The 13,256-nt window shown below is 57.7% G+C and carries 15 protein-coding genes; 2 read left to right on the top strand and 13 right to left on the bottom strand.

Annotation, left to right across the window (positions count from 1 at the left end):
- Positions 1-4 precede the first annotated feature (4 nt).
- The 4 genes from VGL70_15560 to ispF all read right to left on the bottom strand — a co-directional run bounded on the left by VGL70_15560 (position 5) and on the right by ispF (position 3,432).
- The gene (locus tag VGL70_15560) at positions 5-223 is read right to left on the bottom strand and encodes an addiction module protein (protein HEY3304941.1); all 219 of its coding nucleotides are present in this window, start codon (positions 221-223) and stop codon (positions 5-7) included.
- Between the two features lie 2,067 nt (positions 224-2,290).
- Positions 2,291-2,638: a type II toxin-antitoxin system PemK/MazF family toxin gene (locus VGL70_15555; protein HEY3304940.1), complete on the bottom strand. Its 348-nt coding sequence runs from the start codon at positions 2,636-2,638 to the stop codon at positions 2,291-2,293.
- Complete coding sequence (locus VGL70_15550; GenBank protein ID HEY3304939.1) at positions 2,635-2,853, bottom strand: hypothetical protein; 219 nt, start codon at positions 2,851-2,853, stop codon at positions 2,635-2,637. Before VGL70_15550 ends, VGL70_15555 begins: the two co-directional genes overlap by 4 nt.
- Before the next feature lie 78 nt (positions 2,854-2,931).
- The gene (gene ispF / locus VGL70_15545; GenBank protein ID HEY3304938.1) at positions 2,932-3,432 is read right to left on the bottom strand and encodes a 2-C-methyl-D-erythritol 2,4-cyclodiphosphate synthase; all 501 of its coding nucleotides are present in this window, start codon (positions 3,430-3,432) and stop codon (positions 2,932-2,934) included.
- 17 nt (positions 3,433-3,449) lie between these two features.
- On the opposite strand from ispF, the gene VGL70_15540 reads away from it, so the two are divergent.
- Positions 3,450-4,358 carry a DUF3750 domain-containing protein gene (locus tag VGL70_15540; GenBank protein ID HEY3304937.1) on the top strand — a complete coding sequence of 303 codons (909 nt, stop codon included), beginning with the start codon at positions 3,450-3,452 and terminating at the stop codon, positions 4,356-4,358.
- Positions 4,359-4,483: 125 nt separating this feature from the next.
- Here the strand turns inward: VGL70_15540 and VGL70_15535 are convergent, their stop codons facing one another.
- The 3 genes from VGL70_15535 to VGL70_15525 form a co-directional block, all read right to left on the bottom strand.
- A complete protein-coding gene (locus tag VGL70_15535; protein ID HEY3304936.1) occupies positions 4,484-5,245 on the bottom strand; it encodes a hypothetical protein in 762 nt (253 codons plus the stop codon).
- A 90-nt stretch (positions 5,246-5,335) separates the two neighbouring features.
- Positions 5,336-5,731: a hypothetical protein gene (locus VGL70_15530; GenBank protein ID HEY3304935.1), complete on the bottom strand. Its 396-nt coding sequence runs from the start codon at positions 5,729-5,731 to the stop codon at positions 5,336-5,338.
- Between the two features lie 6 nt (positions 5,732-5,737).
- Positions 5,738-6,247 (bottom strand): polymer-forming cytoskeletal protein, encoded by a 510-nt coding sequence (locus VGL70_15525; GenBank protein ID HEY3304934.1) that lies wholly within the window; start codon positions 6,245-6,247, stop codon positions 5,738-5,740.
- Between the two features lie 408 nt (positions 6,248-6,655).
- Between VGL70_15525 and VGL70_15520 the strand changes: the two genes are divergently transcribed.
- A complete protein-coding gene (locus tag VGL70_15520) occupies positions 6,656-7,696 on the top strand; it encodes an ABC transporter substrate-binding protein (GenBank protein HEY3304933.1) in 1,041 nt (346 codons plus the stop codon).
- Positions 7,697-7,865: 169 nt separating this feature from the next.
- Here VGL70_15520 and VGL70_15515 read toward each other — a convergent pair whose 3' ends face one another.
- The 6 genes from VGL70_15515 to VGL70_15490 form a co-directional block, all read right to left on the bottom strand.
- Positions 7,866-8,864, bottom strand: coding sequence for a hypothetical protein (locus VGL70_15515; GenBank protein HEY3304932.1), 999 nt, complete (start codon positions 8,862-8,864; stop codon positions 7,866-7,868).
- A gap of 101 nt (positions 8,865-8,965) precedes the next feature.
- Positions 8,966-9,946 carry an aldo/keto reductase gene (locus tag VGL70_15510; GenBank protein ID HEY3304931.1) on the bottom strand — a complete coding sequence of 327 codons (981 nt, stop codon included), beginning with the start codon at positions 9,944-9,946 and terminating at the stop codon, positions 8,966-8,968.
- Positions 9,947-10,116: 170 nt separating this feature from the next.
- Positions 10,117-10,512, bottom strand: a complete 396-nt coding sequence (locus VGL70_15505) for a cupin domain-containing protein (protein ID HEY3304930.1) — start codon at positions 10,510-10,512, stop codon at positions 10,117-10,119.
- A gap of 465 nt (positions 10,513-10,977) precedes the next feature.
- Positions 10,978-11,796 (bottom strand): hypothetical protein, encoded by an 819-nt coding sequence (locus tag VGL70_15500; protein ID HEY3304929.1) that lies wholly within the window; start codon positions 11,794-11,796, stop codon positions 10,978-10,980.
- 30 nt (positions 11,797-11,826) lie between these two features.
- On the bottom strand, positions 11,827-12,420 hold the full coding sequence (locus tag VGL70_15495) for a hypothetical protein (GenBank protein ID HEY3304928.1): 594 nt from the start codon (positions 12,418-12,420) through the stop codon (positions 11,827-11,829).
- A 184-nt stretch (positions 12,421-12,604) separates the two neighbouring features.
- Positions 12,605-13,060 carry a hypothetical protein gene (locus VGL70_15490; GenBank protein ID HEY3304927.1) on the bottom strand — a complete coding sequence of 152 codons (456 nt, stop codon included), beginning with the start codon at positions 13,058-13,060 and terminating at the stop codon, positions 12,605-12,607.
- Positions 13,061-13,256 lie beyond the last annotated feature (196 nt).

Genomic DNA, 13,256 nt, shown 5'->3' with positions numbered 1-13,256 from the left:
ATTCTCACGCCAGCTTCTTGCGGATCTCCGTTTTGGCGGTCTCCCAATCCATAAATTGAGCTTTCCCCTCGGCAATTAGCTGCCGGCGTTCATCGAGGATGTCTTTGTGCCAAGTAGGTGACTCAATCGATTCCGGAGAACGGGCGAGGTCCTCCCAAAGCAACTCCGTCGCAGCAAGTTTCTCTTGGAGGGTCATATCTTTTAAAGGTAGCTTCAGCGACATAAGCGCAGCATACCTCAAGGCCCGACGGATTCAAATTTCATCCGTTAACGGGGAACGGTATGAGCCGCCGGACCCTGCGCACGCATGCGCGCGTGGGCCGGGCGGGAGTCTCCATCTCGCGCCGCGATAAGCGGATGAGCGAAGCCCAAGCGAGCGAGCCAACCACTGAACCAAGCCGTTTCAATCTTCCTGTATTCGCTTCAAGCATCTAGATCGTTTCAACACTAGGCGTCGCGAGCGGTCCGCTTATCTAATTAGGCATCTCTGTCTTCCCACAACGTCGAGAGGTTCAGGAATCGCTTCACCCACATCACACCCACTTGCCAGGCTGCCCGAAGCCAGAGGATCAACGCAGTCACTGCAAGGGGTATGCGCAGCGAGACCTCGTACGTCGACGCCGCAAGGTCACACCCCAGCCACAGCGCCTCCAACAAACCCACGGTGAGAACAAGTGGATAGGGACTTCGGCGAGTCGGGAGTCGTGTACAATGCGAGATCGATGGCGTTCGGGTAGGTATCGAAAGCTTCAGCTCGCCAATCCGCACCCTTCCCTAGACCTAATTTGTCGCGTGCGCGAGAGAATGCCCGCAAGCTACCCATGAGGACCAGAACAAGGAAGCCGATCACGGCTGGGCCCGACGCTAGAATCAGTCGTGCGTCGAGCTCCAGTTCGATGATGGGCACCTTTAACGGCGAGGGTGTCGCGGGCCACCCAACACAGTCGGGCGAAGGGCTGCATAGAACAAACCAGCGACTAATAGAAGCCACAGATACCTGCTCTGCGCCCGTCCGAGCGCCTGTGTAGCCGTCCTATCCAGTATCGATCAAGGTCACTCACAGCCGTGGGCTACTGGGGTTTAACACGGATGTCCGCGTCGATCTTAGACCTGAAGGCGTCATCGTAATAGTTTCTACCCCATCCCACGACCTTGCTCTTTTGGAGTAGGATCGGTGTAAAACGATTTTTTTCTGTATCGGCCCAATGGTTTGTCTCGTAGATCAAAAACTCGCTATCAGCATACACCTCGCGTCTGTAGGGATTACCCATTAGCGTAAGTACCTGCTGCCTATCCATGTCCACCTAGAGCTGCATCAGTTTCTCGTTTGCGGTACGTGACTGAATTTGCATGGCAACGCCGCATCCGGATGATATTGTTAAAGCTAGGACGACCGAGCCAAAGGAGAAGAGCTTTCTGGGCATGACACCTCCAAAAACCTCGATACCTCTGCCTAAACGTTCACGGTGACCCGCACGCGCCAATCTTGCGCGTGTCCGGGTCGAGCGATGAGTTAGAAAGCATTCGTTATCACTGAGGCGCTCCGTGGTTTAAGACTGTTTCTTCACGTTATCGAGTTTGCGTTCGACCGGCGCAGAGAGGGGCAAGCGTTTTTCCAGCTCCGCGTCCGAAAGTTTCTCGAGGCCGGTTGTGTCGCGCTCCTTCTCGAGAACATTGATCCGGTTCCGAGCTGTTACCAGCTGCGCTTCGAGCTTGACAATACGCTACGCTGCTGAAGTTTAAGATTTTCTTCTTTCATCGCCTCCACAAGCTCACTTTTGGTCGTGGCTTTCCGAATAGACATACGACGGATTCAAATGTCTTTGTCTTTCGGTTGACGCATTGGATCAGCACCTAATCGTTATGCCGCTGAGCCGTTCTCAGAAAATGGAATCACGTATCACGACATCTTATTGTCGGCACAGGCGGTGGGTTAGGTATCCTCGTCATCACTATCGGAACCTCGAAGGAATTCATAAACCATCGCCCCCAAGAAAACTACAGGCACTAGAATCACCGTTGCAACCAGGGCTGCCACAAATCCTTCAATGACCGACGGTTTCGTCCCCGATTCGAGACTTCGCAATCCGGTATGGATGCCAGAGAAAGTAGCAACTAGTCCGATGAACGGTGTTAGTCGGCCATAATATCGAGTTGCCGTTTGCCTAAGAAGCTTCTTGAAGTCCACTGATCCTCCACGAACCATAACGCGCCTGCTCAGGGGCGCGGCCCAAACAGAACTTTGCACGTTACTGCGCCACACCCTCCGGAGCGGACTTTTTAGGTCGGACTATAGCGGCTTGCAGTCGGACTTTATGACGTAACCAATTGATTTGACGACCTTCTGAAGAGCTGCCTCATCCAGGTTTCCCATCGGTCCCGCTGCTAAGTCGAGCTGCGCTTGATCAATGGAAAGGATGTTCTCACACTGCGCCACGCAGTCTACGGTGAACCCGAAATTCCCTGCTTGGAACGGTACGCAGTTCGACAGCTTGCTGCGAACAACGAAGCGTGCCGACGTGCAGACAACGGCCAACGCATACCGCCCTCGATTCAGCTCTTCACGTGACACCACGATTACAGGGTGCGGTCCGGCTGGCCCAAAGTCGGCCATGTAGACCTCGCCAGGCTGGATCATGGAGCCTCATTCATGCGACCAGCCGCGTTGCGCAGCGCCACCGCGTGGACAGCCTGCTGGCGGCGTTCGTCTTCAAGAAGTTCACGGGCAGCCTCATAATCCGACTCTGGAATAAGGATGTAGGTGGTGTTAGTCCGAGTGTCGATGACACGCGGCGGACCGTCCTCTTGGGTGTCCAGGGCTTGTTGTTGCTGTGGCGTGAGTTGAATACTCATAGCGGCCTCCTTCCGAAGCATTGTACTCATATGGAAGGACACACTCAATCGGAGACGCATAGGGAGTCCTGGCACGCGTCAACGACCCTTCCGCTTCTCCAACAGCACGACCGCCGTCGCCGCCATGCCGCGGCCTTCGCCGATCCAGCCCAATCCTTCGGTCGTCGTCGCTTTGAGGTTGATTCGCTCCACGGAAATTTTCAGCAAAACCGCAACGCGGCGTTGGATTTTGCCGGCGTGCGGCGCCAGGCGCGGCTTTTGCGCGATGATCGTCATATCCCCGTTGACGACGCGGAATTTTCCCCGCCGCATCATCTGCAAAACCTGCTTCAGCAGCTTTTCGCTGGAAATATTTTCGTAGCGCGGGTCGCTGTCGGGAAAGTGCGTCCCTATGTCCCCCTTTCCCATCGCGCCCAACAGCGCGTTGATGAGAGCGTGAAGCAGCACGTCGGCGTCCGAATGGCCGGCGAGGCCGAGGGCGTGAGGAATCTGGACGCCGCCGAGAACGAGCTTTCGCCCGCGCTTGAAGCGATGCACATCGAAACCGTGGCCGATGCGAAAATCACGTGATCGTGTCACTTCGAAGCAATCCTCCGATGTCTCGTGCTCGTGTTCGGCCCTTCCCCACGGTCTTTTTTATCACGAACACGATCACGGCTTTTTCCGAAGCCGATCATCGCGCGATCCAAAATAACATGCAAGACTCGCATTCACCCGACGACTTCAGTTACAATAAGTCCATGTTGTGGCCCCTTAAATGGATCGCGCTTGTGCTCGTCGCCATTCCCGCGCTGATGATTCTTTCCGGACAAATCTCGCTCGGACAGGACTACCGCACGGCCAACCGCGACAGCGCCGGCATCGCCCCCGATCCCGCCAAGACTCCAGAGGCCGTGGTCCAGGTTTACGCGGCGCGCGCGCTCAACTGGCGCGGCATCTTCGGCGTCCATACCTGGATCGCGACCAAACCGGAAAACGCGCCGCAGTTCATCGTCCATCAAGTGATCGGCTGGCGCCTGAGGCGCAATCTCGCCGGCCTCTACTCCGAGCCCGGAATTCCGGACCGCAACTGGTTCGGCAACGCGCCGGAGCTGCTCGCCGACCTGCGCGGCCCGGAAGCGAGCCCCATGATCGAAAAAATCCTCAAGGCCGTCGAGACGTACCCTTTTGCAAACGAGTATCGGCTGTGGCCCGGACCGAACAGCAATACATTCACCGCTTACGTCGCGCGGCAGGTTCCGGAACTGAGGCTGCAATTGCCCGTGACGGCGATCGGCAAAGATTTTCCCATCGATGGACACCCCATCGACTGGGCGCCGAGCGGCACCGGCTTGCAATTGTCGCTCTACGGCTTGCTCGGAGTATTGGTGGGCGTGGAAGAAGGGCTCGAAGTCAACGTCGCCGGGCTGAGCTTTGGAATGGACGTCAAGCGACCCGCGCTGAAGCTGCCCTTGATCGGACGAGTGGGCTTTCCGGTTCTTACCAAAACGGAAACCGTCGACTGACGGGATCGGAGAGATCCTTCGCTTTGCTCAGGATGACATGTGAAGGGCTTAGGATGACATTCGCTCTTGTGTCATTCTGAGCGCAGCGAAGAATCTCAATTCAAATACAAGGACGCCTTTCGCATTTACTGCGACGCGGTTCTGAACGACGGCTTGCCGACGTGAATGTGCGCGCCGGTGGCCGAGCCCGCCATCCTGCCGCGAAACGCGATAAACGGAATCCCTGCCTGACGGAGATACTCCATAAGCGCCCGCCCTTCGTCGCTGTCCGGATGCACGGCCACGTCCATCGCGTCGTGATGGTCGAATCCCATGCGCGTGTGGGCGGACGTTTGCCCTCTGGCGCTCACCGGCAGAGCGCGGGCGAACCGCCCGAAAAAGAATTTTTCAATTTTCGAAGAATCGGCGAGCGACCACTTCGCCCCGCCGTTGAAACGGATCAGAGTTTTCGATTCGGCATAACCGCCCAGCGCCAGCGCCGGGCTGCGGAGAATCTCCTCGCGCGCGAGGGCTTCCTCCAGGACAAGGTCATCTTCGAAAATCCACTGCTGAACCTCGATGATGTGAGCGCGCGTGTCGGCGACATCCCGCTCGGCGGCGATGACAAACGATCTCGAAACCTCGCCGTTGTCGTAGAGTTTTCTGCGCCGGGCGAGCTCGGCGCTTTGGCTGCGGAATTGCTCCTCATAAGCGGCGAGAAGCTTCTCGAAGCCGGCTCTGGTGGCCTTCATCCTCTCGACCAGCTCCGACTCTCGTTGCGCCCGGGCAGCCGGCGGACGCTGCGGGCGCGACGGTGAACCTGAAGTTTGCCCGCCCGCCCGGCCGACGAATGGATTGAGGAAGGCTACCGTGGCTGCGATAAGGAGAATTTCGCTGCGGACGCGCATAACTCTCCGAGAGGGTACACGTCCGCTGGGCCGGATTTCAACCGGAGACAAGGGTGGGGCCGACGAGGCCCTCGCCCTTTTCAATCGATCTTAGTGCGTCTTCACGTCCTCGACCACTGCTTCTTCCAGCAGCGGCGAGGCCGAGGCGGTTTCGGAGCTATACGCCTCTATCCAGACCGTGAAGATGCGCGCTTCCGCGGGCTTGATGCCGCCGACGGCGATCACCTGCCGGGTCAATTCCTCGCCGCGGTCATTGCGGACGGTCACCACCAGCGAATATTCGCAGCCCTTGCCGCCTACCGGTTGTCGCACCGTAGCCTCGACCCTGAGGGGCTCGACGGCAGGCGGCGGCTTGATGGAACCCTTGGCCGCCTCGTAACGCAGGAAATGACGACAGGCGGGACAGGTGGTGGAGCTTTGCAGGATCTCCGACCTGCAATGAGGACAGATCCGGGTCGCGCCCAGCGCCGAGTTGAGCAGCTTCATAGAAAACTACACGGCCGTTCTGTTGTCGCTCTTTTTCACCACGTTGAGCTCGATCTTCCTGGACTCTTGCTCGTCCCAGCCGAACTCGACTCGGCCGCGCATGCGCGAGCCGGCGGCCACCGTCAAAGACTTCGCTTTCAGATCCCCTATCAGTTGACCCGATTGCAACAGCTTCACTTGAGTCGATGCGTTGATGTTGCCTTCGACCTGTCCGCCGACGGTCACCGTGACGGCGCTGATCTCGGCGCTGATCCGTGCTCCGGGCTCGACGGTCACGTCGCCGTTCACCCGCACGTCGCCCTTGAAGCTGCCGGCGATGTGAACGTCTCCCTCGCCCTCGATTTTCCCCTCGATCACCAAACCGGTGCCGATGACGGAAGCTCTGGAGTCCGCGGCGTGCGCGTGCCGCGCCGGCGCCGGGGTGGCGGATGGATCGGAAGCCGGCGAATGTTCCCGCACCGCCTCAAACGGCGTCACGGACCCCTCCGGCTTGTTGGTCTCTTTCCAAATGGCCATGGTATATCCCCCTTTTCATTGGATTGATCGCGATCTGTTTTGCAAATTGTCCATAAAGCTGTATTTAGGGCAGCAAGACTTATACCACGAATGAGGTCCTAAATAACAACCGCCTATTGCTCGAAAACATCGGCCGGTCCGACTCGATGTCGAGTGTTCTTTTCCGCTACGTTGTCCTTTTTTGCGCAAAGCGGAGTTCCGAATTGGAAAAAAGTAAGGGATCGACCGAGGAAGGAAATTGCCTACAAATCGATCGGGCAGACGTAGGCAGATCCCTTCACTCATTTCGCATGCGCCGGTTCGTTGCGCGTTGACACCTTCGAGACTTCTACACTATGTTGACTACATTACATACCCGTCTCATCGGGGAAATTTTCTCGCGTAGTTTGTCGAGCGGAAAAGATCTCTATGCTCCATCATGATCCGCGCGGCTGGCTCGATCAATGGTCGAGACGAAGTCATAAATTCTTGTGCTTCGGGCTGCTGGCGATTGTTTTCTTCCTCGGCGCGCCCGCCGACGCGGCGACCACCGGCCCCGATGCGCACGCGCGCAAATCGCCCGAAAAAGTGAAGCTGACCGTGCCCGCCAAATCGTTGACGTTTTTTCCCTACTACTTCGGTAAGGACAAGCGCATCTTCGAAGAGGAAGGCCTCGATCTCGAGCTGATCGTGATCCGGCCTCCGATCGGCATCACCGCGCTGCAAGCGGGCGAGCTCGACTATTCGGCCGCCGGCGGGCTCGGCATGCGGGCCGCCTTGAAAGGCGCGCCGCTGCGCGCGCTGACGTTTATCCAGACGAGACTGAGCTTCAGCCTGGTGGGACAGCCGGGGATGACGGCGCAAAAGATCAGCACCGTCGGCGTCAGCGGCATCGGCTCTCTCGCCCACTACGGCGCGCTGGCGGTGATGAAGAAGCTCGGCCGCGGCGGCCCCAACGACAAAGCCACCTACATCACCACCAACACGACGGCGCAGAGCTATGCGGTGCTGGTGGGTAAAGCGGTGGACGCCGTGATTCTCAGCCCGCCGTATACTTCGATGGCGACGGTGGCGGGGTACGTGGATTTGGGCAACGCCTTCGACATCCGCGATATTCAGGGCGGGCTGGTCGCCCGCCTCAACCATCTGCAAGAGAAGCGCGAACAGGCCAAAGCGGTGATCCGCGGCACTCTGCGCAGTCTCGACTACATCGTTAAGCACGAGGCCGAGGTGGCAAAGTACCTGCAAAAAGAATTCGGTCTCGATGCCAAAGTCGCCGCCGACAGCTATCGAATCATCAAACAAGTGCTCAATATCGACGGCGACGTCGAGGAGCCGGTGCTCAAATCGGTGATCGACAACATGAAAAAGGACGCGCAGGTGACGGCGGACGTTCCGCTCGACCGCGTCGCCGACCTCTCGTTGCTGCGCGAAGTCAAAGCTGAGTTGCAAGGCAAGGCAAAGAAATAATCCATGGAAGCGGCGGTCGTTAAAGCCGGCGACATCATCCGTGAAGTGAAGCGCGCCGCGACTCTACAACGTGGAATATCGAGAAGCCTTTCGCAAAACGCTGCAGAAGCAACGCCCGGAGTTTTTCGCTCTCCGCAAGAAAAGACTCCTTGACACTGAACAATCGCGGCTAGTTCGGTAGCCAGCAAACCGCGGCGATCTCGCTGAGCTCCCGGCGGAGCTTGGTCCAAGACTCTCCGCCCGAATCGCTGCGATACAAATATCCGTACCGGCTCGCCGCGAAAATGATGTTCGGATCTGCGGGATTCACGCCAAACGTCCATACGGTGGAATTCGGCTCATTGGGGAGCGGTAGCACTTGCCAGCTCCTCCCGAGATTGCCGGATTTGGCGACGGCTCCGGAACTCCCCGGCGTGAAGTCGCCGCATCCCAACAACAGAGTCTTCGGATCGGCGGGATGAACGGCGAAGCCGCGCAGATAAGTTTCTTTGCGCGGATATTCCCAGGGAACGCTCGTCTGCATGCCAAGCGTTTCCCAGGTCGCGCCATCGTCGGTGCTCGCGTAGATCTCGCGATTCTCCATAATAAAGACGGTTCGCGGCGGACCTGCGGCCACGACGACGTTGTGGATGTCCCGGTGACCCGTTACTTCGACAAGGCTCCAAGTTTCGCCGTGATCCGTGCTGCGCCGCGCACCGTCGACTTCGAGACTCAGCCAAATGTTTTTGGGCTCCACCGGATCGACCGAGATACTCGTTACTCTCGGACTACCCACGTTCTCACACTCGGCCGCGACCGCAACCGGGCGTTTATCCCAGCTTTTCCCGCCGCCCGTCGAGCGAAAAATCGCCGCGGGTGTCGGCGTGCCGCTGCCGGCGAACATGATGTCCGGATTCACCGGATCGATCCCAATCGCCCAAATGTAGAACGCATTAAGAATAGAATCGACCGACCGCCAATTGGCGCCCGCATCCTCGCTGCGATAGAGGCCTCTCTCGGTGCCGGCGAATATAATATTTTGATTGCGCGGATGCATGGCCAGACAGCGCACCGAGGCTTCGTAGGGAAATCCGCGGCGCGGCCCGATGCGCGCCCACGTCTTGCCGTTATCTTCGCTGCGCATAATGCTCTGGCCAATGGTGCCGACGACGATGGTTACGTCCTTCATAAAGCTTCCCTAAGTTTTGCACCCTTTGAACGGCTTGAATATCTTGAACCGTTCAAAAAGTTCAATTCGCTCAAGTCGTTGAAACCCGGGACCCGAGGCCGTTACACGTTCACCCGATCCATATCTCTTGTCCGATCTCCCGCCACAGCCGCAGGCGCAAAGAGGTTATTCAGCCGTGCGAGATCCTCTGCGCCAAGCTTGATATCGATCGCTTTCAGGTTCTCGTCGAGATGCCTGCGGCTCTTGTTGCTTGGTATGGGAATGATGTCCGGCCCTTGGGCCATGAGCCAAGCCAGCGCGAGCTGCGCCGGAGTTGCGGTTTTTTCTTTGGCGATCTCTTCGAACCGAGAGAGCAGCGTTAAGTTCCGCTCGATGTTGCCCGGCTGAAAGCGGGGATGGTTGCGGCGGCTGTCGCCCTCGCCAAAGTCCTTGAGGCTGTGAACCGCGCCGGCAAAGAAGCCTCGGCCCAGCGGCGAGTAGGCCATAAAGCCCATGCCGAAATCGCGGCAGGCTTGGATATTGCCGCCTTCCGGATCCCGCGACCACAAAGAATACTCCATCTGCAACGAAACGATGGGGTGAATCTTACGCGCACGGCGAATCGAATTCGCGCTGGCTTCCGATAAACCGACGTAACGGGCGAGCCCGCGCTCAACGAGGCGCGCCATCGCGCCCACGGACTCTTCGACCGGTATCTTCGGGTCGATCCGCGACATGCAGAAGATGTCGAGACAATCGATGCCGAGACGCGTGACGCTTTGCTCGCAGTTTTGGGTCAGATATTCCGGCGTGCTGCCGCTGCGACGGCCGCTTGCATCAGGCGTGCGCGGGCTGCCGGATTTTGAGTGAACAATAATTCTTTCGCGTCTACCCTTCAGTGCCTTGGCGATCAGCTCGTGATTATGGCCGCTGCCGTAGCTGGCTGAGGTATCGATAAAGTTGATGCCCAGATCAAACGCGCGGTGCAGTGTGGCGATGGACTCGTTGTCATCTGCGGGCCCGTAAACGCCGGACATGCTCATGCAGCCGAGTCCGACGGGTGATACTTTGAATTCCGTGGTTCCGAATTGACGGTACTCCATTCGCTGTCCTCCGTGACTGCAGACTGCTGAAAAACTCGGATTCGTACTTCGACAAGCTCAGCACGAACGGAAAATACCAATGATTCCAACCCCTCTTCCGTTCGCTCTGAGGCTCTCGAAGGGTGAACGGAGGTTTTTCAGCAACGCTGTTGCGAGCCGCAATCAGCCGACTAGAATCCGCCGCGCTCTACCATCCACTCTTTGATCGGGGACGCGTTGACCCGCTTGAGCTCTTTGGTCTGGTCACGGGCGCCGACGCGGAGCACTTCCAGTGGCTCATCGCTGGCGCTCTCGAACCAATACTTGAATCCCCGCGGGATCAAAATACCTTCGCCCTTGTTGTATACGCCGATGACTTTGTCGCCTTCGCCGTAAAACCGCACGGCGCCGTTGAGCACGTACCAAAAAGCGTCCTCTCCGGGATGGGTATGGAGATTATTTTCCCCACCGCTTTTCACCACCTGCACATGCACGCGCATCAGATCGCTGCTGCAGACAAGCATGCTTTTCTTGACTCCCTCAAACTCCGGCCGTTGATACTTGAATGGCTTGGCTTCGGTTTCCATAGATAACCTCCTGGATGAATGACAGTAGAATTGCAGCGAATGTAGTCCCAGCGGCTAGCGGAGGTCAAGAGACGCGGAGTGGACCGGCATCGAATACCGATGATAAAAGCGCATCGTGAATTCATCCGGGAGCAGAACGATGATGACACTCGTTTCGATATTCTTAGTTGTGTTGGGGAGCCGCGGGAATTCCGCTTCGGGCTTTCGCGGAAAAGATTCGGACGGCCATTCCGGGCGCGAGTTTGAGTTATGTCTATGAAAGAGAACTCCGCAAACGTGGGTTCGGGGACGACGAGACATGACCGCAGGCCCAACGCTTGCGCTCACTTGCGCGGGCCGGTCGCTTGATCGGAAATGCGAGGACTCCGAATGGCCCGCTGGCCCGCGTCAAGTGCAGCGCTTTGTTCGGCCTTCATTCTCAACTCACTCATTGTGACTTCGGAGCTGCGTTCCTGAAGTCATGTTTCAGGGCATGCTTGCGCTCATCAGAAGTTGCCGGACAAGCGCCTTTGTGACTTGCCAGAACATCGACGAGTCATTCAGAGCCAAAACTACTCCGTGTCGCCGCTCCTTCTCGGGATGAATATAGTTTCGATACTCTTTCAGGACGTCTGCGACGTCCTTGGCAGATTCACTAATCCACTTCAGTTCATGCGCAACCTTGATATAGGAATCTAACATCCATTCCTGATAGTTTAGGGTTTTACCCGTTGACTTGTCCTTCGGGGCGGACGTGGCATTGATGAGAGGGTCTTTCACTGCCATCTTGTTGGCCCGTGCCACGAATAGTGCTTCAAGCAGGCCGCCCATCATCACGATCGCGGCCAAATGCGCATCTGCGTTTACGCACTTGCGACACTCATGCCACCTGCGGGTTAGGATATCCCGTATTTCTTGGTTCCCCGCTAGCGGAGAGAAGTCGGGAGCGATATCGTCCGTGTTGCCGCCAGCAGCAAGCATGGGAGCCTTCAACACTGTAGCCCGTATAGTGATGAGGACTGCCTTGGCGTCGGCCAGGGCCGTAAGGTATGTCTGTCGTGCGGCAAACTTCGCGGTGGAATTCAAAATACTGGTGTAGTGCCTGTCGGCCGGCTCGACGTCGACACTGGGCGCACCAACGGTGATAACGGTTCGATGCGTATTGAACCACGTCAAAGCCGTTGCCTTCAGCGACGCGAGGGCGTCCACCCCCGTGACTTGCTTCGCCTTGATCTTGGAGACCAAAGACCGCGCTGTCTGAACCTCCTGGATGGCCGCATCGATGGCTTCAGAAGGAGTTGGCATATGCGTGCACCCGGGTCAATCCGCATCGCGTCACCTACGAGGTTTCGCGTTCCTCTTAGTCCCTGAGCTGTTCTTTGTTGCCTTCCGTTTGGAAGGCCGCTTTGGCGCGCTTTCGGAATCGTCTCCAGGCAATGCAATCGCAACGAGGTTCTCACCCACGGAGTTGATCCGGTACTGTCCCGAACCAGCGCTGTCAAGGTACCCAGCGTTCTTCGCGTTCGTAAGCGTAAAGCCCCAATTCTTAGCCTGCCGTCGACCCGCAAGGCGAGCGGCTTCCTTAAGCGTGTTTGCGTCGATAGTATCTTTTCTATCCGACTCGGACGCTTCAAATCGATAGAAGTACGCGGCGACGGCCGCAAACTGTTGATCGCTCTTGGGCGCCTTGACTGCTGTAAATTGCTTGATGTCTGTTGAGTGCGTTGCCCCACGAAGTTCGGGTTGGGACATCTGCGACGACGACGCACGTACCGCCGGCGACGCCTGCATTGCTACCCCGGACAAGCCCAGGCTCTCACTAGCGAAGCGTATGGCCAGCGTTTGCGATGGCTTATCAAGTCCCTTGAGTGCTTCGACGATCGCCTTCGCTGCGTCAAAAATACTGGTTTCCGGCTGTTGTTGGCTCACGCGGCCCTCCTTCAATTGCCAATCATGAGGCATCTGGCATCGGTCGTGATATTCTGCAATCTTTGGCCATGTGGCTTTCGCAAGGAATTGTACGTGGTCATTCGCTGTTCTGCCGTCGAACCGCCGGCGGTCAGCCGCGCGGGCCGCAGGCCTGCGGCTGCACCGGCTTGTTAGGCGGCGTCATTCATCCACACGTCAGCTTCCAGAGCCAGGTCAACAGGGCCGCAGCACCAAGTAACCCCGGGAACCCCGTCCAGAGCCAATTGAGACTCAGCGATGCGAGCGGCGAATGCTTCCAGTTGCGAGCGCTCTGGAAATCCTTGAACACTTTGTTCAGGTCGGACTGAAATCCTGCGAGGTCTTTCAGCTTGTCCAGGAGATGCTGGGCAGTCGCGACGTGCATGCGATTGCGCTCGTAGTGCTTGGCACTGGCCAGAGCACCGTAAATGCCGAGCACGCCAACAGCCAACCACACTACTTTCTCCCCTCGAGGGGTGACGCCCGTTACGGAGAGGGTTCCCACGAGGATGCCCGCGAGAGTGATGACGAGCTTGGAGATGTCGGCGCGATACGTCTCATGCGCCCGGGCCTGCTCGAAATTATCCTTGATGAGCTGCCACAAGACATCTGCCTCGGCCATGGTCTTGTTCCTCCAATGTGCGCCTAACGTATAGCGTTTTATCCCCAAAGCCTGGAAGCAATCAAGCTCCGGATAGATCGCCGAAGGAACGATGGCGGGATAAACCTGTCCTGCGCTTTAGTCGAAGGAAGTTGGACTAAAACGCGGAACCGCAGCGCAAGCTGCGGCTATGGGGATTTGAAAGCAGCCGGGTTAC

It is taken from the genome of Candidatus Binatia bacterium, from assembly GCA_036504975.1.
Lineage (GTDB): Bacteria > Desulfobacterota > Binatia > UBA9968 > UBA9968 > JAJPJQ01.
Note: the sequence above shows the minus strand (reverse complement) of the source record. Positions and strands in the feature narration are given on the sequence as shown.